The following is a 22166-nucleotide window of genomic DNA, read 5'->3' as shown; positions in this document are numbered from 1 at the left end:
CTCGCGATGGTCGTCAACGATAACGCTGGCAGCCTGACGCCCAGCGGTGTCTGGACCTCCATCGCGAGCGTGCTCGCTCCTACAGGGGGTCGGCGGTGTTGTGAAGGGAACTGTTTTTTCATCCGGGACGACCCGGATGTCTATCGAAAAACTGCGGGACGGCCCGCATCCCAGGTCGAGGCTGATGCGCTATCGCCTCCGGGGGTTATGCCATGTTCGAAAAAGTCCTGATTGCCAACCGTGGCGCCATCGCCTGCCGCATCCTGCGCACCTTGCGTGAGCTGCAGGTGCAGGGTGTCGCCGTCTACTCCGAAGCCGACGCCGCCAGCCTGCACATACTGCAAGCCGACGAGGCTCACAGCCTCGGCGAAGGTGCCGCGGCCGGTACCTACCTGGCCGTGGAAAAAATCCTCGCCGTCGCCAAAGCCACCGGCGCTACGGCGATCCATCCCGGCTACGGCTTTCTCTCGGAAAACGCCGCGTTCGCCGAAGCCTGCGCCGCCGCCGATATCGCCTTCATCGGCCCGACGCCAGAACAACTGCGGGTGTTCGGCCTCAAACACACCGCCCGCGCCCTCGCCAAACAGCACGGCGTGCCGATGCTCGAAGGCACCGAGTTGCTGGATAGCCTCGACGCCGCCTTGATGGCCGGCGAACAGGTCGGCTACCCGGTGATGCTCAAGAGCACCGCTGGCGGTGGCGGCATTGGCATGCGCGTATGCCGCAACGCCGCTGAACTGAGCGATGCCTTCGAAGCAGTCAAGCGCCTGGGCCAGAACAACTTCAGCGACGCCGGGGTGTTCATCGAGAAGTACATCCAGCGAGCCCGGCATCTGGAAGTGCAAGTGTTCGGCGACGGTTTCGGTGAGGTGATCGCCCTCGGCGTGCGCGATTGCTCGGTGCAGCGGCGCAACCAGAAAGTCCTCGAAGAAACCCCTGCACCGAACCTGCCGCAGGGTATGGCCAAGGCGCTGTGTGCGGCGGCGATCAAACTGGCCAAAGCCGTCAACTATCGCAGCGCCGGTACAGTGGAGTTCGTGTTCGACAGCGATGCGCAGCGTTTCTACTTCCTGGAGGTGAACACCCGCCTGCAGGTCGAACATGGCGTCACTGAACAGGTGTGGGGCGTGGACCTGGTGCGTTGGATGGTGCAACTGGCGGCCGGTGAACTGCCACCCCTGAGCACCTTGACCCAGGACCTGAAGCCTGAAGGCCACGCGATTCAGGCACGGCTGTATGCCGAAGATCCGGGCCGGGACTTCCAGCCAAGCCCCGGTTTGCTCACGGCCGTCAACTTCCCGGCCGCCGATGGCAAGCAACTGCGCATCGACACTTGGGTCGAAGCCGGTTGCGAGATCCCGCCGTACTTCGACCCGATGATCGCCAAGGTCATCACCTGGGCACCGACCCGTGAACAGGCCGCCGCTAATCTGCATCAAGCGTTGGGCGACAGTCTTCTGTACGGCGTGGAAACCAACCGCGATTACCTTCGACAAATCCTGCTCGATGCACCGTTCGCCAGCGGCCAGCCGTGGACCCGATGCCTGGAGAACCTTGCTTATCAGGCCAACACCTTCGAAGTGCTCAGCGCCGGAACCCAGACCAGCGTTCAGGACTATCCTGGCCGCCTGGGTTATTGGGCCGTAGGCGTGCCGCCGTCGGGGCCGATGGACAGCCGCGCCTTGCGCCTGGGCAATCGGTTACTGGGCAACGACGAAGGCTGCGCCGCCCTGGAAATCACCATGAGCGGACCGTTGCTGCGCTTCAATTGCGATGCGGTGGTCGCCGTCACCGGCGCGGTGATTCCCTTGACGCTCAATGGCCAGGCCGTGCCGATGAACACTTCGCTGCTGGTGCCCGCAGGCGCAACCTTGAGTCTGGGCACGATTGCCGGAGCAGGCGCGCGCAGCTACCTGTGCCTGCGCGGCGGCTTGCAGGTGCCGGACTATCTGGGCAGCAAAAGCACCTTCACCCTCGGCCAGTTCGGCGGCCACGCTGGCCGTGCCTTGCGGGCGGGCGACGTGCTGCATGTACGGGCTCTGAACGACCGAAATGTCGGTGTACAACTGCCCGAAGCACAGATCAGCGAGTTGCCGTCTGTTCGGCAAATTCGCGTGATCTACGGCCCGCACGGCGCCCCGGAATATTTCACCGAAGGCTATATCGAGACCTTCTTCGCCACGCACTGGGAGGTGCATTTCAACTCCAGCCGCACCGGCGTACGCCTGATCGGACCGAAGCCGCAATGGGTGCGTGCCGACGGCGGCGAAGCAGGACTGCATCCCTCGAACATCCATGACAATCCGTACGCGATCGGTGCCGTGGATTTCACCGGCGACATGCCGGTGATCCTCGGCCCGGACGGCCCGAGCCTTGGCGGTTTCGTCTGCCCGGTGACGGTCATCGAGGCGGACCTTTGGCAGTTGGGACAGTTGAAGGCCGGGGACAAAATCCAATTCCTCCCGGTCGACATCAAAACCGCCCGTGAACTCGCCTGCAAATGGGATACCTGTGGGAGCTGGCTCGCCAGCGATGAAGTTGATGCGGTGTCTGCTCGGGCCTCATCGCTGGCAAGCCAGCTCCCACAGGGTCTTATGTCGCCAGTTGTGTTGGAGTTGGGTCAGGAAGACACACAATTGGTCGCGAGGCTGTCCGGTGACACCCACCTGCTGCTGGAAATCGGCGCCCCGGAGCTGGACCTCGTGTTGCGCTTTCGCGCCCACGCGCTCATGCAGGCGCTTGAAAGCAAAAACCTGCACGGCGTGATCGACCTCACACCCGGCATCCGCTCGCTGCAAGTGCACTACCGCCCCGAGCAACTGCCGCTGGCGGATCTGCTTGGCATCGTCGCCGGCGAATGGGACGCAGTGTGTGCCGCCAGGGACCTGCAAGTCCCCTCGCGCATCGTGCACCTGCCATTGTCCTGGGACGATCCGGCCTGCCAGTTGGCCATCGAAAAATACATGACCACCGTGCGCAGGGACGCGCCCTGGTGCCCGAGCAACCTGGAGTTCATCCGGCGCATCAACAACCTGCCGAACCTCGATGAGGTGCAGCGCACGGTATTCGACGCCAGTTATCTGGTGATGGGCCTGGGCGATGTCTACCTCGGCGCACCGGTCGCCACTCCGCTCGACCCGCGTCATCGCCTGGTCACCACCAAATACAACCCGGCGCGCACCTGGACCGCGGAAAACTCGGTGGGTATCGGTGGCGCCTATATGTGCGTTTACGGCATGGAAGGCCCCGGCGGGTACCAGTTCGTCGGTCGTACCTTGCAGATGTGGAACCGCTATCGGGATGTCGCCGCGTTCGAGGGCAAACCGTGGCTGCTGCGCTTCTTCGATCAGATCCGCTTCTACCCGGTAAGCGCCGATGAACTGTTGCGTATCCGCCGGGACTTCCCGCTCGGGCGCTTCGAACTGGACATCGAACACAGCCAACTGAACCTGGCGGATTACCAGGCGTTCCTGGCGCAGGAAGCCCAGGGCATCGCCGCGTTTCGCAACCAACAACAAGGCGCTTTCAAGGCCGAGCGTGAACGCTGGGTCGCCAGCGGACAGGCACATTTCGATAGCGAGGATCTGGTTGCCGAAGTCAGCGAAGACGCCCCGCTGGCCCACGGTCAGCAGAGTGTCGACAGCCATATCGCCGGCAATCTCTGGCAGGTCCAGGTGGAAAACGGCTGCCGGGTCGAGGCCGGGGATGTGCTGGTGATTCTGGAGTCGATGAAGATGGAAATCCCGTTGCTCGCGCCCACCGCCGGCGTCGTGCGAGAGGTTCGCGTGCAGCCGGGTTCGGCGGTGCGTGCCGGCCAGCGCGTCGTGGTGCTGGAACTCGACTGAACCCATTTGAAAAGGACGAACGCCATGAACATCAACTTGCAACTCGACGCCCTGCGCAGCGCCTACCGCGACGGCAGCACCACACCCCGGCAATTGCTGCCCAAGCTCAGGGAAAAAGCGGCAGCGCTGAACCCGGACTATCACCTGTTCATTCACTTGCTTAGCCTCGAAGAGCTGGAGCCCTACCTCGCCGCCCTGGACGGCCGCGACATGGACAGCCTGCCCCTGTACGGCGTGCCGTTCGCCATCAAGGACAACATCGATTTGGCAGGCGTGCCGACGACGGCCGCATGCCCGGCGTTTGCCTACGTACCGGAACGCTCGGCCACCATCGTCGAGCAATTGCTGGCGCTGGGTGCGATTCCGTTGGGCAAGACCAACCTCGACCAGTTCGCCACCGGTCTCAATGGCAGTCGCTCGCCTTATGGCGCCTGCCGTAACAGCGTATTGCCGGAGTATCCGTCCGGCGGTTCCAGCGCCGGCTCATCGTTGGCGGTGGCGCTGGGCGTAGCGAGCTTTTCCCTCGGCACCGACACGGCGGGCTCGGGGCGAGTACCGGCGGCGTTGAACAACCTGGTCGGTCTGAAGGCCACCAAGGGCCTGATTTCCACTGCCGGTGTGGTACCGGCCTGCCGTACCCTCGACTGTGTGACAACCTTTACCGCCACCGCCCGGGAAGCCAGTCAATTGTTGTCGCTCACTGCGCACCTCGACCCGCGGGACGCGTACAGCCGCCGCAATCCCCTGTGGAATGACGGCACGGCGTTCGGCGCCCTGCGTTCCTTTCGCTTTGGCGTACCGCGTGCACAGGACCTGGAGTTTTTTGGCTGCCCTCAAGGCCCGGTTCTGTTCGACGCTGCCGTCGAACGACTCAAGGCGCTGGGCGGCGAAGCGGTAGAGCTGGATCTGTCGCCGTTTCTCGAGGCGGCGCGCCTGCTTTACGAAGGCCCGTGGGTGGCCGAGCGCTACAGCGTCGCCGGGGATCTGATGGCACAACATCCCGAAGCCGTACTGCCGGTGATACGCGCGGTGCTGGCCAAGGCGCCTGCGGTCACGGGCGTGCAAACCTTCCGCGCGCAGTATCGTCTGCAAACACTCAAGGCCTTGTGCGACGCGGCGCTGCAAGACCTCGATTGCGTCGTCACGCCCACTATCGGTCGCCCCGTCACCCTGGCGGAACTGGAAGCGGAACCGGTGTTGCGCAATTCGGAGCTGGGTTACTACACCAACTTCATGAACCTGCTGGACTACGCCGCCGTCGCCGTGCCCAGCGACTTCATGGACAACGGCCTGCCCTGGGGCGTGACGCTGTTTGGCCGGGCGTTCGCCGATCAGTATCTGTTGAGCGTGGCCGATGGCTTGCAGCGCCAGCAAGGATTGGCAGCCCCCGCGCCTTCGACCGCGGCGCGCAACGACCGGGCAAGACTGGTGGTCTGCGGTGCGCATCTGGATGGCCTGGCGTTGAACTGGCAACTCAGGCAACGCGGCGCTCGTCTGCTGGAGTCCACCTTCAGCTCACCTGACTATCGACTGTATGCCCTGGCCGGTGGCCCTCCGTTTCGCCCGGGCATGGTCCGGGTGAAGGACGGCGGCGTGGCAATTGCCGTGGAAGTGTGGGAATTGCCCAGCAGCGAATTGGGCTCGTTCCTCACCGGCATTCCGGCACCGCTGGGTCTGGGCAAGGTGCAATTGGCGGATGGGCGCTGGGAGAGCGGGTTTATCTGTGAGGGGTATGGGATGGAGGGGGCCGTCGACATCAGCCATCTCGGCGGATGGCGGGCCTATTTGAAAACCCTGCAATAGAAAACCTGTAGGAGCGAGCATGCTCGCGATGGACGTGAGCGCGCCGCGGAGTGTCAGGCATCCAGCGTCATCATTGACGACCATCGCGAGCGTGCTCGCTCCTACAGGGTTCGGTGCAACACAGGAACGACCATTCGTGGCGTACATGGAGCAGCTATTTTCCTGCGGTTCACACTAGAATGCTTGCCATCGGATCATTGCCAATGGAATTGCCATGCCGCTTCGCTCGCCACTGTATTCTCAACGCCTGTTGGTTCTCACGCTGGTCGCATTGCTGGGCGCAGGTTTCCTGGCCACCTCCTTTCTCAGCTACTACGCCTCGCGGGCGTCGATCCGCGACAACATCGTCAACACTGAACTGCCGCTGACATCGGACACCGTCTACTCGGAAATCCAGAAGGACCTTGTCAGGCCCATCCTGATTTCCTCGATGATGTCCCGCGACACCTTCATGCGTGACTGGGTCGTAAACGGCGAACGCGACCCCGACCAGATGACCCGCTACCTCAATGAGGTCATGACCCATTACGGCGCCTACACGGCCTTCTTCGTCTCCAACTCCAGCCTGACCTATTACCACGCCAAAGGCGTACTCAAGCAGGTCAAGGCCAGCGAACCCCGCGATGCCTGGTACTTTCGCGTACGCGACATGAAGGATCCCTACGAGATCAACGTCGACCCGGATCTGGCCAACAAGGACAACCTGACCGTCTTCATCAACTACAAAGTCTACGACTACAACAACCGCTTCATCGGTGCCGCCGGGGTCGGGTTGACGGTCGATGCGGTGATCAAGCTGATCGACCGATACCAGCAGCATTACCAGCGCAGCGTGTATTTCGTCGACACGCAAGGTCGCCTGGTGCTGACCGGCGCCGAAGGCGGTCCCGACGGAGCACGTGCCGGGCAGGCCCTGGGCGAACTCAAGAGCATGAAGAACCTCGTCAGCCAATTGCCCAAACCCCACAGCGGCAGCTACGAATATTCCGGCCAGGGCCAGGGACACTTCCTCAACGTGCGGTTCATTCCCGAACTGAACTGGTACCTGTTCGTGGACAAGCTCGAAGACGGCGACCTCAGTGACATCCGTCGCTCGCTGTACCTCAACCTGCTGATCTGCCTGGTGGTCACCCTCACCGTACTGGCCCTGCTCAACCGGGTGATCAAGCGCTACCAGGGCAAGCTGCATGCGCAGGCGACCCTCGACAGTCTGACCGAACTGCCGAACCGTCGTGGCTTCGACCTGCTGGCTGCGCAAGCCATGCATGAAGCCCAGCGCGAGCCCGCCCCGCTGACCGCGTTGCTGCTGGATCTGGACCACTTCAAGGCCTTGAATGACACCTACGGCCACCTGGCAGGCGATCAGGTGCTCATCGGTTTCGCCCGGGATCTGGAGAGCTGCCTGCGCCATTCCGATATCGTCTGCCGTTGGGGTGGCGAGGAATTCATCGTATTGCTCAAGGACACCGACGGTGAGACCGGCCTGAAAATTGCCGAGAAAATTCGCCAGCATGTGGAACGGCAGCGCTACTCCTACAACGACAATAGCTTGCAACTGACCGTCAGCATCGGCCTGACGACCCTGCAAACTCACGACACCTTGCACACATTGCTGTCGCGGGCCGATCATGCGATGTATCGGGCCAAACAATCGGGCCGCAACCGTACCTGCGTGGAAATGCCTCACTCCAACTATGAACCTGCCTGACCTCTGCCCGGCCTGCGGCGCCCCAAACGAGTGCACCCTGGCCGACCCGCGAACCGCCGACCGGGCATGCTGGTGCTACGGCGTCAGCATCGACCCGGCAGTGCTCCAGGCATTGCCGGCCGAACTGCGCGACGCCTCATGCCTGTGCCCGCGCTGCGCCCAGGTCGAGGCGCAGCTGCAAGCAGCCGCCCGGCCGATCAAGTAAGATGCGCAGCCCTTTCTTCATCGAACCTTGAGTCATGCGTGTCGACCGTTTCCTCAGCAACCTGCCGTGCTTCAACCGAAAACAGGTGCGCCTGTTACTGGTGGAAAAACGCGTAAGGGTTGACGGAAAAATCGTCAGCGATCCGCATGCCGAAGTCCGCGAATTCAGCCGCGTCGAAGTCGACAATGACGTGCTCCAGGCAGGCAGGCCGCTGCGCCATTTCATGCTGCACAAGCCAGCAGGATGCGTCAGCGCCACCCGCGACCCGCAGCACCCGACCGTACTGGATCTGATCCATGAAGCGGACAAGGACGAACTGCACATCGCCGGGCGCCTGGACTTCAACACCACCGGCCTGATGCTGATCACCAACGACGGCAGCTGGTCGCGCCGCCTGACCCAGCCGCAGACCAAGCTGCCCAAGGTCTACTACGTCGAAACCGAACAGGAGATCGGGCCGCAATACGCCATCAAGTTCAGCGAAGGCCTGTATTTCGCCTACGAAGACCTCACCACGCAACCCGCGACACTTGAGCTTCTGGGGCCGAAGTCCGCGCGCCTGGGCATCGTCGAGGGACGTTATCACCAGGTCAAGCGCATGTTCGGCCACTTCGATAACAAGGTCCTGCGCCTGCACCGCGAACGCATGGGCCCGCTGGTGCTCGACGACGCGTTGAAACCGGGCGAATACCGGCCACTGACCGACGAAGAGATCCGGTCGATCTGAGCAGCCTACCGCTGAGCAGAAGTTGTCGAGCAATTTATCAACGGCACTTGCGCGATCACGTGACCCCTGCTTGAATCAGGACGTCGGCCGAAATGTGACCGATGAGTCACAACATACTTCTAAGAAACTTTTTGTCGGTAGAGAGCCTCAAGGCTCCGCGTTGCACCGGCAGACTGCCCGCCAATAACAACACCCGTCGACCGGACTGCAATGGATCGACATGGGCCTCCAAATTCCAGGCGTATGCCTACCTGTCACATAGCTCGTGCAATCTCTTTTGCGCGCATACCCGCTTGCCAGGAGTCTTATGACATGAGGCCAGAAATCGCTGTGCTGGATATACAGGGTCAATATCGGGTTTACACGGAGTTCTATCGCGCGGACGCCGCGGAAAAGACCATTATTCTGGTTAACGGCTCAATGGCCACGACTGCGTCGTTTGCACAAACCGTGAAAAACCTTTACCCGCACTTCAATGTGGTCTGCTACGACCAGCCCTATGCGGGCAAGTCAAAAGCCCACAATCTGCATGAGAAAATGCTGACCAAGGAAATCGAAGGGCAGATCCTCCTGGAGCTGATCGACCACTTCGCCGCCGAACACGTGTTGTCGTTTTCCTGGGGGGGCGCCGCAACCATGATGGCGTTGTCGCAACGGCCACGTCGCATCGAAAAAGCCGTGATCAGCTCCTTCTCCCCAATCGTCAACGCGCACATGCTCGATTACCTGGAGCGTGGTGTCGATTGCCTTGGCAGCCGGGACGGCGATCGAGTCGGGCATCTGGTGAACGACACCATCGGCAAGCACCTGCCGTCGTTGTTCAAGCGCTTCAACTACCGTCATGTCAGTTCCCTTGCCGAGCACGAGTACGGGCAGATGCACTTCCACATCAACAACGTCCTGCAAAGCGATGGGCAGTGCTACCTGAACGCGGCGAAGAAAATCGCCGTACCGGTGTTGTTCATCAATGGCGAATGGGACGAGTACACCAGCGCAGAAGATGCCCGTTTGTTCGGCAACCACGTGCAACACAGCACCTTCAGCACCCTTCAGGCCACCGGGCACTTTCTCGACATGGAACACAAGGCAGCCTGCCGGGACAGTCGCAAAGCGCTGATGGGGTTCCTGAAGCCGGCTCAGCACCAGAGCCGACCGCGTTACCACTACGTCCAGGACCACCATGCATTGTCCATTTGAAACAGCGTCATCGCGAGCAAGCCCCCGCTCTACGGTGTTAACAAACCCTGTAGGAGCGAGGCTTGCCCGCGAACGACCGCCTCACGGTCGCCGCTTTGTTTCACCCACGCAAAAAGCCTTCAGCCGCAAAGAAAAACTTCATTTCCAAAGCCGTATCTGGTACAAAGTCAGCCGCTCCAGGCGGGTGTCGTATAATGGCATTACTCCAGCTTCCCAAGCTGATAACGAGGGTTCTTATTGGACAGCCCGTTTTGGTGAGTAAAGACTGACGCTTAAAGCGGGTATAGTTTAGTGGCAAAACGAAAGCTTCCCAAGCTTTAGTTGAGGGTTCGATTCCCTCTACCCGCTCCACCCCCTCCCTGTCAAAGCCCCGTATTCTCTGCCTTTCAGAGCATTTAATCAGACGAAAGCGCATTCCTCCCCACACTGGTTTCACAACACCCCGTCAAACCGTTTCGGCTAGAAATCTACCTGCAACCACTGACCAAAGTGGTGAGTAAAGGGCTCCGACATTGGCCCGCAACAAGATCGCACCTTCGCCAAAGTCATTCACCCACGCCCCACAAAATCCCTTCCCCACTTCAATATTTACTCACACATTGATCGCCTCCCAGCTAGTCTCTTCCTGTGAAGAACTCCAGCTTCAAAGACCAGTAACCCGCATCAGGCAGCAACCCCCAGGAAGCCCAGCAACGCTCTAACAATCCAGCAGCCAGGTCTGAAGAGCCAGAGCAGTGGAGGGCAGATCTGTCCTACCCCAATGCGGCGACTCAAGATCTGGAGCACCACAAGGAAGTGAAAAGGATAGTGATGGACTCCCGCATTAATAGAGAACCCAGACCGCTCGCTACCCCTATAGCGAATAAAGACTGTTTAGAGCAGCTCATGCACCTCGTGAGCATGAACGGTTATGCATTCGCCAGAACCTTGCTGCCTGAATCATCGTCCCAAGAAATCGCAAGCCACCTGGGCCCAATCCTTGATCCACAGAAAACTGCACCAAACCATGGGATCGCAACCGTTCAGACACTGAAGCCACGCGAGTCATGTGACTTCGACCTCCACACCTACAGCGGAGTCTATGGCCTGAACGAGTTTCCCCTTCATTCCGACTACGCCCACTGGGCATCACCACCTCGATTCCTGATGCTGCGCTGCCTTGAGGGCACCTCCTCGGTGAGCACTTATCTACTGCCAGCCTCTGACATTCTTGAGCATACAGATGGGCTTGCAGATAGAGCCATCGTAGTCCCACGCAGAGCCCACCCCGGAAGGATGTTATGCCCCATGCCAGTTTGCTTCCGAGACGATGGAATTGTGGGCCTGCGCTGGGATTATCTGTTTCTCAAACCACTGAATCAGGCTGCAATCAGAGTCGGCGAAAGCATCAAATCGATCCAAGAAATCCGCCGCATCGATGTCTGCCTGAACGATCCGGGAGATACGTTGATTATTGATAACTGGCGAATGCTGCATGGAAGGTCTTCGGTTCCAAGCGCGACACACCGACGATTGGAGCGCATCTACGTTTCAAAACTTTGGGAGCAGTGATGAATACAGGCGTGGATAGCTCACCCTGGGCCAAAGACACTCTACTAAGCAAGGCTCAGCTGTACGCGGATCAGATGAGCACCTACTCACCTGATGATTGGCAGTTTGGGTTGTTTTCATCATTGGGACTGGAATTTCTCGCTCGTGCAGCCCTTTCAAACATTTCACCGGTTCTCCTCGCGGATCAACAGAACTGGCGTAATTTGATGTACGCGATGGGGAAAGAGGCAACGAGCAAACAGTTCTCTGCCGTCTCGATCAGTACGAAAGATGTCTTGGCAAGACTGGCAGAGCTGCTACCAACCTTTACTGCTGAGATCGCAGGCTTTTGCGCCAAGCATGTCGAGCGTAGAAATATCGAGCTCCACACTGGAGAAGCGGTATTTCTAACCGCCTCCAATTCTGAGTGGCTTCCTCGCTACTACCGAGCCTGTACCGTTTTGCTGGAGTCGATGGATAGACCATTGAGCAGCCTCATGCCAGACGCGCAAAAAGCCAAGGAAATGATTGAGTCGCTGGAGGATGCATCCGCCAAAGCCGTAGATCAGGACATCAAAGCCCACGCGAAGGTTTGGAACAACAAAAGTGACAAGGAGAGACAGGTTTCAGAATCCCAAGCAGACGCCTGGGCTACAAGACAGGCCGGTCACCGCTGCCAATGTCCAGCTTGCAAGTCTGCAGCATTGCTACAGGGCACCCCAATAGGGACGGTAGCAACAACAATAGGAGATGACGAAGTGACACAGCGCCAAGGCATGCTTCCCTCCTCTTTCGAATGTGTTGCCTGCCTGCTCAAGATCTCTGGCTATTCGAAACTCTCCGCGTGCGGTCTCGGAAACGTCTTTACGGAGACGTCCAGATACTCAGCCGCAGAATACTTCGATCTCTATACCGAGGATGATCTTGAGGACGCGAAGCGCGAAGGCCACGCTTACGAAAGGGACAACAACGAGTAGCGCCGGTCTGCTGAAGCACTCAACCCCGCCAATGCACCACAGTCGGCGGTAATTACAGCCGATCGAACAGTATCCCTATCTCGCCGGCCTTCGAAATTACATCTTTCCCGCACCAACACCCACGACAACGCACGAGAAAGCTCTAGCTAGGCTTGCCAACTTTTTAAATGAATGTAGAATCCGGCTCGATTTTATACATGATGAAGATGGGCCTGTCAATATATGCTTAATCGTTTTTCCGAAATTCTTTTGCCACCACTCAGACTCCACGTTCAGTTGCCTGCAGGTCTCACCCACCCATTGCCGGCAGCCCTCAACACCTTCTGCTTGAGGCATTGACCACTTCTGTTTACCCACGAAAGCCCTCACTGCTCACCAAGTTGGAGACAGAGGCGTTGTCGACTGCGAAAACTCCATCCTTCGATGCGACCTTTGGTGGGACAGGTCAATGAAAAACGTACGCCTTATAAATAGGGGGATTCCACGCCTCTATGAGACCGACACCGGCAAACCTATAGACGCATTCAACGCCTATTCGGATCTACTGTTCAACAATCTGTATCACTCAAGCGGCGCGAGCACCCCCACGATCTACTGTCCCGATGTGGCCGAGTTCTTTGACTACGGGTACGAAACCGGAATCTTAGGTGCTAGGTGTCTCACCACAGAGGCGGCACACGCAACTATGTGTCATTACCGTAACTATCTGACTGAAGGTGCGCACAGCAAAGACTTCGTTATCAGAAGAGCAGCCATCGCGCTGAATCACCGACCTGTAAGTCCCGCGTTTGCGGCGCGCAAGATAGCAGCCGTCAACCATTTTCTACATAACAGCACGAGAGTGGCTCAAGACACTTCGGCACACCGGAGCGTCCTTGCCGGAGAGAAACCTCTTCCGCCCGTGATGCCGTCGGCGATCAAACCAAGGCGAAGGAGCCAGGCAGAAAGAGAACGCATCCTTGAGGAAACGCTTCAGTTTGGCACGCCCAGGACTGACTTCGCTTTTGCCCGAGGCGGGATCCCCAGCCCCAAGGTGAAGCGCATCAACGCGAAGCGAGACTTTCCGACCTGCCATATCCTGAGTCTGCTACGCCACGCACCGTCTGCGCATTATCGCTGCCTCTGGGCATTACAGGCCGGGGGAGGCTTGCGGATTTCGGAAGCTTTTTTAGTTCGCCGGAGCGACATCAACACCAAGAATAAAACCATAAAGATCGAAGATCCAAACAATCGTCGCGATCCCTCAAAGAAAAAGGAAAAGAAAAAAGACGGCTCCAATATCGCCTACAAAGGGCGCGAGACAGCATCCGTCATTATGTTTGAGCCTTTTAAAAGTATATTTTTCGAGGCGCTGGACGAATACGAAAAAGAGCGCCCAACTTCGTCAAGCGATTTTCTGTTCGTGTCAGAGAAACGAGAATCGCATGGTGAATCAATCATTCAATCATCTCGATTTAATACCACAACCAAATCCTATAACACAGAACTAAAAAAAGCCCAGATAGCAGCTGGCATTGCCAGGGACGGTGAGAAACTTTTTACCTCTCATAGTCTTCGCCACTTTTATGGTAACTGGGCACGAAACTGCATCTACATCCCCGGACGTAATCGTGTAGGCCTTGAACTTTCAGAAATTCAACTTCTAATGGGTCACAAAGACATCAAGTCAACTGAACGCTATGCCAAGCTAGACGAACTAAATGTGGCAGCTGAGATAGCGTCAGCCAATCAGCTTGTTCATGGCTGGAGTACATCTTACAGCGCTGACTTGGTAAGAGCACAAACCTACGCGCGACTTGCAGATGAGCTCTTGGCGAGGGCAGCCTAATGATTAATACCTCAGATTTCGTCATCTGGACAAATACAGGGACTGTCCGTCGAGCAATCGAGATTCTGAACGATCTCGAACGCACCAGCGCTACAAATGCAAAATACAATGGGAAGCCCATAGAAGAAATCTTAAACCTTCAGGCCCGTTCCCGAATAGCTCTATGTACATTAGTTCAGAATACAGATATCGAGCGATTCAGCAAAGAGACCTTTGACACCCTTTACAATATCACAACAACCCCAAAGACAGACACGCGTTATTTGAAAGAACTCTATGAAAAAGTTGTAGGAATTCCTCCTGCCTACTTAGAGGACGTTGAGGGACTTCGCTCTCCGCTTCGAGCAATGTTTGCAATTTTGTGGTCGGAAGGCGCCCTCACCCTACCCTATACATTTAACCTGGACGGGGCCTGGCAAAAATTCCCGCACCTCAAAGAAATCAGCCACGGCTTCATTCATAATTTCACAAAGAATTCACCATCGCTATTCAAATACGCGCGCGCATTCCAATATAGAACCAATTGGCATACGCTAGCGGACATTTCATTTTCTGAACTATGGGAAGCCGCACCCAGAGTTATCGACATTCAAAAGGAAATAAGAGACTCCGGCCAACTAAAAAATCTTGATTTTGGCTACCTCGCTTTTATAAAACTGATTTCAGCAGTACACCCTGGAATTGTGTCTCCAGACCAGTATTTTCATTTGGAAAAATACCACCAACATCTTCAGCAAAAGCAAAGGGCTTCAACCGCTCTTGAAAACCGCCAAAGCTTTGAGGCATTCAAAGATATGTGGGGGGTAGACTTGGAGTCATGGGAAAATATGACTCCCAAGGAACGCGAGCACCTGCGCTATGAAAAGCGAACCCAACACTTACATGTTTCCTATCAGTTGGCCAAGCAACAAGAGGCCACCGAAAAGCGGAAGGCCGTCATCATCGAGGCTCAGGAAAACTCCACACCCGAGGAATTAGCAGAAATTATAAAAAAGGCAGTCACTCGCACCTCGAAAGATTTCGCATGGCTGACTAATGGCGCTTACGTTGGACTAGAGCACGTCAACATAAACTACCTATCATCCCACTGGAAAGCTGCTATTGGCCTTTTGAGCGAGCATCTTGACAAAAAAGGTATACATGGGCGAGCTAGAAGTAATTATTACAGAGAAGTGACGCTGCTAATAGATTACATTTTTTGCTATCTGCCTCTCTGGAAGCATAAGAACCAAACTAGCATCATCGAGTTACCTCGCTTACTCACCGACTTCCATCGCACATTATTCTGGAGCGATGAATACGTAAACGCTGAAGACATATACCCTGACGCTGAAGAAAACGCCCTCAGCAACGATGAACTACGCACCCTAAAGAAAAAGAATCTGCCCCTCACGGCAATTCAATTTTATCTGCAATGCTATAGTCAGAAGACAGCTGCGTCATTTATTTCGACAATCTACCTTCTATTTGATCTAGCGTGCGCAAAAGGCGCTGACCGCTATATCGGTGATGAGGCGCTCAACGACGGAACGCTTGTCAACCCTGTATTCCCTAAGCTCGACTCACCTGGAAGCGGTGGACGGACGAAGACTGACAAAGTTGTCCTTCCGCTGGCTTCAGTTCCAGTTGCAAAACAGTACATGCTTGCACTCGATGACATTGGAACAACGATACGAGCGAAGATTCTGGCTGGTGAAATATCTACCGACCTTCAAAATAAGATCAGATCTGAGGACTGGATTGACCTTGAAGAAGTTGGGATAGCTTATACTATCAAGCTAATCAACCCCAATACTCTAGCCATTGCCAAGGAGATACCGCTAAAAAGAATTGCAAATGCATACCTCTGGCACCATGGTCGTTACAGCGGCAAATTGATTTGGATACCATGGCTATCTGCAAACAGGATGCTTACCGTTGCGATGTATGGCGGACTTCGCATGCAAAACTGTCAATGGCTCGATATACTGTCATTCGATAAATATTACTCACCTGAAAAAACTGTACTCGGGTATACCACCTTATTTGTCAACACAGATAAAAATGGGGACAGCAGGCCCGTCTCGTTGCCAACAGAAGTTTTTGAACGCCTACTAGAAGAGCGTCAATTTCAACATTCTTGGCGCCCCGTAAACCCGGTTCACTACGAAAACAACCCTAAGGATACAAAATACGGAAAAATCCATCCATTATTCAGAAGCCCCTTCAATAAGAAAGGCTTACCCTTTTCGGACAACGCATACTCCAGCAAGTGGATCAGAGTGCTGAATGGCATTGAGTCCGTATACAACTCGATTGTACCAGACCATAGAAAGCACAGCTTTACAACTGTCAACTCTAAAGGGGTGACACTAGCAGTCCACACGCCGCATGCATTGCGAGCTACATGGATTACGTATATGGGGATTTATGGGCACCTTCCTCAAACGATATTGGGATCACAAGTAGCGCATGCCAACCCGAAATCGAGCATCTATTATACAGCCCCCACTTTTCAGCAAACAGAAGAGCACGTTCGTGCAGCTGAAGCCAAGGCTAATCAAGCAAGCTGGGACTCTTTGTGGGGCGAACAATCTTCACAAGCAGCACAAAATGGGTTGAAGGCGGCATGGCAGGTCGATACTACGGGGGCTGCAAAAAACTATGGTTTAGTTAGCCTCAGCTCGCCTGTAGTTGAATTAGAGAATGCGGGACTAGAACTCATAAAACTTCGGGATGTTACGGAAATTGGATGGTACCAATTATGCGCTTGCATGGCCAATGGGAAATGCCCAAAAGAACTGTTGGCATTTACTACCTGCGCTAAGACCTGTGGAATGTGTCCACACGCCGTATTTGGTGTAAGCCACCTGCCTGCCATTAACGCGAAGATGCGCTTTCTCATCGATGAGTGCGAAGCCCTACAAGAGCAGTTATCTGTAACCTCCACAGCTCAACCTGCATCACAGACCACGCATGATCTTCACCACTTATTGACCGTATCAAAACTTGAACTAGCAGGCCTTGAACAAGTTCGACAAATCCTAAACAAGCACATGGAAAGTGAAGAATACAGAACTAAATACATTTCTCGTCACGGGGATCTCCGTGATCGCTGTTTAGAATATGACGACCAGGATCCTGTTCAGCGCTTTCTTGCGAACATCATTGATGGTCGCGAGTTTCCTGCTTTTACCGCAAAAAACTATCTTATTCGGCTGAAAAAAATTGCATCCCAGCCGCACCTATTGTCCATTGCCCTGGCAAAACCTGAAGAAAGGGAGATCATTGCAAACCAAATTATTTACATGCTTGACAACACGGGCATTACAATACCTGAGCTTGCTCAGCGCATGGAAGACCAAACACTTTTCAGAATTGGACACGCAGCATGAGCAAAGTAAATGCTCACCTCGAAAAGCATCAAGCCGACCAACTTGATGCCACTCTAAGGCGGTTAGATGAGACTCTTTCCGAGTGGGTTTCAACCGAAAAGACTTTCAAGTCTCTATCTAAGCTAGCTGCAGAGCTAGCTAAAACTCTTGGATATGATAAGACACTTTTCCTTGCCAAGCCCAACCCTAAAAAATCTCAGAACCATGGGATACATCGCGTATTAGTCGACAAATACGTAGGACAGTTAGTTCCCGGCAAGCCCATAGTCCCCTATGAAGTACTGGAAAGCCAACTCAAGGAGACTCAACGTCAGCTTGCCATGATTGAAGATGCCTACAAGGCTGGCTTGAGAAGGAAAAAAACACTTCAGCCAGAGGCGGGCTCAAGCCCCCCTCAAATAAATTTTTTCTATGAATTCGAACAGACTTGTTTGGTTTTACAAAAGCTTTTGCGGCACCCGAATACTGGCCTAGAGATTGTTGACGGAGAACTTTATGACACAGCACCTATCGTTGGTGACATCGTCCTCATCTGCGAAGCCGAGCGCTGCAAACCCTTCCTCGACTGGCAGTCAGGGAAAGGGAACCTTGCTCGCAAACTTCTCAGCTCTGACAGCTCAGAGTGACGACGCGGTCAAACTCAAAAAATGGGCGATTTCAATGCTCACTGAAGGCCATCCGCTAGCAATGCGCGCTGGTAACTTGCAGTTGTCCTGGGTGGCGAGCGAAAGCGGCATCGACCGCCAGAAGTTTTACCCTGGTCGAGGGCCAAAAGACCTTCATGAGCTGATAGCGGCGCTGTCGGAATACGCAAAGTCCGGCCCAACCTCATCGACTGGCTCAAGTCGAAAGCCAGGTAACGACGTATCTGCTCTTCGGGTGGCCTTGAAGGCACAACACCTAAAGTCACGCGAGCTAAAAGCAGAGATCAACCGGCTGAAACTTATGCATGACCTGATTCACTCTGGAAAGCCCATGGTCTATTGATGAAGCAATATCTAGTGATAAGTGTCCTCCACCGACTGGATCGACGCACCGTCTTCTCCACGATCAACATCAGCAGGAGTCGGCCAGAACGGATCGTCATAGACACTAATGAGATAGCCTCTCCGATGCTACCCGGTCTCGTATTCGAAATTAAGCTCAGCTACCGGTCTGGACGTCCCCAGCTCGTTTACTCCCGACCTGTAGGTCATACCCCTGAGAGCATCCGTATGGCATTTGATCGGGGAATGATTGGGGCCCAGCTCCATCTACCACGAGCGATCAAAAAGCTGATCCATCAACGGGCCAATGCCATATCCAACTGGCTCAATCTTGCAGATATCTCCCACCACACGGCTCCAATCAATGAGCCGTATGCCACCCAGATATGGCTTGAAGTTTCAAATCAACGACAAGACCAGCAGATTCTGATGGTGCTGATTTCGGCTGGCTTGAATCAACAGCAAGCTGAACGGTATCTGCAGTGCTATGGCATTAACGCACCCTCGCATTTGGCAGCCATCCCCCAGAGTGCGTTGCCATTTGTGAACAACGGGACAGCTGCGTTGAAGGGGCAGTTGGGAGATGCGGCTGAAAGTATCAACACCTCATTTGAGCTTTTGCTTTGGCTCCAAAATCAAGCGGATCGAGGACACACCCTGTGTGACCGGATTGAAATTCCGAAGAGGTTACGCGCGACATTGGACGCCTGCGTTAACAACCGCTCTGTAAGAGCAGATGAAACGAAGGTTCAGCTGTCCTCGCACGCATTGCTGCAAACCAGAGGCAGAGAGAAACTTGAGGAGTTAACGGCCAACTTCTTCCCGACCTACGGCGACCCAGAGATAGAGTTTGCGTATTCGCGGCTCGAAGGGCTTTTAGGTGAGGCCACAATAGATTTTTACTCGCTCCTCCCTCAGTTGGTGAATCAACGAGTGGTGATACTGACCTACAGCTCGATGACAGAGCTTGCGGAGCTTGTCGAACAGTATTCAGCCTTAGTTCAAACTCTTCACTGGAGCCCGCCACAAATTGTGGTCTATTCAGAGCACAGAACATTGGCACTAGCCAAATGGCTTCCCTACGAGGAAATTTTGCCTTTTTACCAGGTCAGCTCCCACCGAGCTGAGTCGGGACAAAGTCGGATCGTGATCGATTTTGATCAGTTCTCACTAAGCGACCTAGTGGTCTTCCTTGAGCAGGTCGAAAAAGAAGATCAATTGATTCTGGTCAGCCACCATGCGGCAGAGCCCTGCGCCCTGACCCGTGAATTCCACTTGCGGGATCTCTATGCTTATTTCCACAACGTGGCGCTCAACCGAAGCCTCCAGCCTCCTACTTTTCCTAAGGCTGCCAGCCATGCCGAACTGGATGAAGCGATTGACCAAGGGCACACGATTATCTCGGATGATCTCGACTTGGTTCAGCAGATCAACTCACGTCACAAAGCTGCTGGCACGCTGAAATTGGTCACCCCTGAAGGCGGCTATTCAAAGCATCAACCCGTGCTGTTTCGTCCCAGAGGTGCTCGTCGCTTTGACTCTTTTATAGGTGTAGTTATCTCTACGTCAGACAAAGGCTTGATGGTCAACGCCGCTGGAGTTGTTAGGCAACTGACGAACGAGTTTGTCAGTGAGTGTCAGACATCGAAGGCATACGCAATCGACGTCTTCGATGCAGTGCGAATCGGTATAAAACGCGGAGTGCTTCTCACATGTCACGACCATGGCTTAGCGGAGTACTTGCGCGACTCTGGCACAGAGATAGTCCGGCATTATGCTTTGCCTGCCCCATCCCACAACGCCAAAATTCCTTCAGGTCAGCGCATTACCCCGCTGGTTGAAGGACTAAACTGATGAAGCCTGCCCTTAGGGCAATTTTTACAGATGATGACTGTCACCCACGTCTCACTGGTCTTTTTTTTGGCCGAAAAATCCACCGTATGGATACAGGTGTGAGAGCCACCGCGAAGAACGTGGTCAAAAAAGCGCCCTCGCAGGAACCGTGACCTCATCTATCTGATCATCGACAGCAAACGCCCCCTCGAAATGATCAGGCAGATTGTGCTCAATCTCGACGCTTGATCCTCCAGACCTGCTTCCAAGAATCGCAAACGCGCGTAAGCGATCCTCACCCAACTCACCTACCCAGCCGCATTTCCGATCGCGGGAGGACGACATGCACGAAGCGACTACTCACCGAATCATTACTAATCTGCCTGCTGGAATTTGTATTCACGGCGAGATCGAACAACAATCGGCATTGGTCGCAATTCGTACGCTTGCAACAAGCGTTTGGCCGATTTGGGACTAAAGTGTTCGAGCTCATAGCTATTCAACACCTCATTGGTTGAAGACCATGAACGCGCCAAAAGCAGTACGAAGGCTTCATGCCGCAAGTCATCGCTAGCAAATTCTACCTGTTCGATTGTCAGGTAGGCTTTCGTGATGTGCTCCCAAATTTTGATCTCTTTTTCCGGCGTTGTGTCGCGACTGAATGAGCTCAGTATTTCCTCCATATGGCCAGGGTAGAGCCGACTCAGATGCATCTTGAGAATTTCAACGCGATCTAGTTGCTCCGGCGTCAAAGTACTAGTTCCTAACGGAGAATAACGTAGCGTGAAGGGATCTACTAACTCCATTTTCCCATCGAATGCTTCAGCGACACTTTTAGCATTCTTATCTCGCAACCCAGTAGGCAAGTGTGGTGGCGTTTTGTCGATTTTAAAGACTTCGGGAGGTAGCAGCCCGAGATGGTCATTGATTTTTGTACACGTGTCATACGCGATGGCAGCCGCTACAGCAGGAGAAGTGCGGAAGAATTCGCGACCGCGATTTAGTCGATAGGCTGCCAAACGTTTATGGGTTTGCTTCTCGGCCAGCTTGCAATCGCCTACCGAGTAAGCGGTGGCAATCTCAAAGGGAACAGGAACCCCAGAGGAACCAACATAGAGCTCACGTGCTCGGACATCCGGCTCTCGCGTGGTAAGGCCGATTTTGATTACGTATGCGCCGTAGAGAGGGTTCTGCAAAAGATAGAGGTAACCAGGTGTCACTGAGAGTCATCCAGAGAGGTCAGGCAGCGAGTTGAGGGTTAAAGCACACCTTTGGCTTAGTTAATATGCCGCGCTGCAGGCTGCATCCCGGAGCAGGTTGGGGTTCACGGCATCGCCGGTATGTCGATAAGCCATCACTATCCTATCTCTTGCGGCTGGCAACAATCGCAATCTCCTAACGTGTAACAAGCTGACCAAGCTTCGTTCCAGTACGTCGATGCCAGTCAGTCGCTGGAATCCGTCCAATCATCTTCCCTGATATTGTCTGTTCCCATGTCAGCAGCTTACGGCCCCGCAGGGGCTTCCCCTTGGCACACTGAATTCGGGCCGCGTAGTGGTTGCGAAAAGAGGTCAGCCGGGAAGAATGGTGTTGCGCCCAGGCGCCATCGTTGTGCCATACTCAAAGAATACCCGCCTTACCATAGCGATGGCCTCCCGGTTGGCCCCGAGCTGAGCGAATCTAAACGCAAACTTTCGGTCACGCCTTCACCGCGCGCGGTAGACAGTCTAGATACGTTGAACAACTGACATACGTCGAAGTCATGGCGGTGTGGACAAATGTGGAAGAAGATGGTTGACTCACTGAATCGGATCTCTATAATCCGGTAGCTTTTTTTCAAGGCATTTCCCCTGAAACGCCTTTAGTATGCCCCGAATCACGCACCAAGACGTGTCAATGGGCCACAAACGTAGTGATAGGAAAAGGAGTTGAATGCGATGACGACTGATCGTCTGTTTGACAAGATTCGCAATCGAGTTGGCGAGACCCCAGAGCTGCGTGAGGCTGCGGCCCGCGCGCGTATGAGCGCACTCAATGAGAAGCTGGAGCGTCAGCTCGCCTCTCAAGCCATGACTCCGGAAGTGCTGGCAAAAGCCTGTAGCCTCTGATCTTTCCTGTTCTATAAAAAGCAGCCTCAGCGGCTGCTTTTTTTT

General features: G+C 55.0%; 15 protein-coding genes and 1 tRNA gene. 15 read left to right on the top strand and 1 reads right to left on the bottom strand.

From position 1 onward, the window contains the following. Positions 1-212 precede the first annotated feature (212 nt). The 14 genes from uca to ACQKP2_RS18450 all read left to right on the top strand — a co-directional run bounded on the left by uca (position 213) and on the right by ACQKP2_RS18450 (position 20034). A complete protein-coding gene (uca, locus tag ACQKP2_RS18515; protein ID WP_427578468.1) occupies positions 213-3845 on the top strand; it encodes an urea carboxylase in 3633 nt (1210 codons plus the stop codon). Between the two features lie 24 nt (positions 3846-3869). Then, positions 3870-5648, top strand: a complete 1779-nt coding sequence (gene atzF, locus ACQKP2_RS18510) for an allophanate hydrolase (protein WP_427578466.1) — start codon at positions 3870-3872, stop codon at positions 5646-5648. A 214-nt stretch (positions 5649-5862) separates the two neighbouring features. Further along, complete coding sequence (locus ACQKP2_RS18505) at positions 5863-7356, top strand: sensor domain-containing diguanylate cyclase (RefSeq protein ID WP_427578465.1); 1494 nt, start codon at positions 5863-5865, stop codon at positions 7354-7356. Further along, positions 7343-7561 (top strand): cysteine-rich CWC family protein, encoded by a 219-nt coding sequence (locus ACQKP2_RS18500; RefSeq protein ID WP_427578464.1) that lies wholly within the window; start codon positions 7343-7345, stop codon positions 7559-7561. Before ACQKP2_RS18505 ends, ACQKP2_RS18500 begins: the two co-directional genes overlap by 14 nt. Before the next feature lie 34 nt (positions 7562-7595). After that, positions 7596-8288, top strand: coding sequence for a pseudouridine synthase (locus ACQKP2_RS18495; protein WP_427578462.1), 693 nt, complete (start codon positions 7596-7598; stop codon positions 8286-8288). A 312-nt stretch (positions 8289-8600) separates the two neighbouring features. After that, positions 8601-9485, top strand: a complete 885-nt coding sequence (locus ACQKP2_RS18490) for an alpha/beta fold hydrolase (protein WP_427578461.1) — start codon at positions 8601-8603, stop codon at positions 9483-9485. Between the two features lie 277 nt (positions 9486-9762). After that, a tRNA-Gly gene (locus ACQKP2_RS18485) sits at positions 9763-9836 on the top strand. A 534-nt stretch (positions 9837-10370) separates the two neighbouring features. Then, positions 10371-11036, top strand: coding sequence for a hypothetical protein (locus ACQKP2_RS18480; RefSeq protein ID WP_427578460.1), 666 nt, complete (start codon positions 10371-10373; stop codon positions 11034-11036). Beyond that, positions 11036-11992, top strand: coding sequence for a hypothetical protein (locus ACQKP2_RS18475; RefSeq protein WP_427578458.1), 957 nt, complete (start codon positions 11036-11038; stop codon positions 11990-11992). The genes ACQKP2_RS18480 and ACQKP2_RS18475 overlap by 1 nt, the downstream gene beginning before the upstream one ends. A 448-nt stretch (positions 11993-12440) precedes the next feature. Then, entirely contained in the window at positions 12441-13820 is a 1380-nt protein-coding gene (locus tag ACQKP2_RS18470) for a tyrosine-type recombinase/integrase (protein ID WP_427578457.1), read from the top strand. Further along, positions 13820-17194 carry a hypothetical protein gene (locus ACQKP2_RS18465; RefSeq protein WP_427578456.1) on the top strand — a complete coding sequence of 1125 codons (3375 nt, stop codon included), beginning with the start codon at positions 13820-13822 and terminating at the stop codon, positions 17192-17194. Before ACQKP2_RS18470 ends, ACQKP2_RS18465 begins: the two co-directional genes overlap by 1 nt. Continuing rightward, positions 17191-17820 carry a hypothetical protein gene (locus ACQKP2_RS18460; protein WP_427578455.1) on the top strand — a complete coding sequence of 210 codons (630 nt, stop codon included), beginning with the start codon at positions 17191-17193 and terminating at the stop codon, positions 17818-17820. The genes ACQKP2_RS18465 and ACQKP2_RS18460 overlap by 4 nt, the downstream gene beginning before the upstream one ends. Beyond that, complete coding sequence (locus ACQKP2_RS18455) at positions 17783-18181, top strand: hypothetical protein (protein ID WP_427578454.1); 399 nt, start codon at positions 17783-17785, stop codon at positions 18179-18181. Before ACQKP2_RS18460 ends, ACQKP2_RS18455 begins: the two co-directional genes overlap by 38 nt. A gap of 227 nt (positions 18182-18408) precedes the next feature. Further along, complete coding sequence (locus ACQKP2_RS18450) at positions 18409-20034, top strand: hypothetical protein (RefSeq protein WP_427578452.1); 1626 nt, start codon at positions 18409-18411, stop codon at positions 20032-20034. Positions 20035-20387: 353 nt separating this feature from the next. Here the strand turns inward: ACQKP2_RS18450 and ACQKP2_RS18445 are convergent, their stop codons facing one another. Then, on the bottom strand, positions 20388-21233 hold the full coding sequence (locus tag ACQKP2_RS18445; protein ID WP_427578450.1) for a GIY-YIG nuclease family protein: 846 nt from the start codon (positions 21231-21233) through the stop codon (positions 20388-20390). A 717-nt stretch (positions 21234-21950) separates the two neighbouring features. On the opposite strand from ACQKP2_RS18445, the gene ACQKP2_RS18440 reads away from it, so the two are divergent. Next, positions 21951-22121 (top strand): hypothetical protein, encoded by a 171-nt coding sequence (locus tag ACQKP2_RS18440; RefSeq protein ID WP_017704414.1) that lies wholly within the window; start codon positions 21951-21953, stop codon positions 22119-22121. The last annotated feature ends 45 nt before the right edge of the window (positions 22122-22166 follow it).

The organism is Pseudomonas sp. NPDC089569 (assembly GCF_050280625.1).
Classification (GTDB): Bacteria; Pseudomonadota; Gammaproteobacteria; order Pseudomonadales; family Pseudomonadaceae; genus Aquipseudomonas.
Note: the sequence above shows the minus strand (reverse complement) of the source record. Positions and strands in the feature narration are given on the sequence as shown.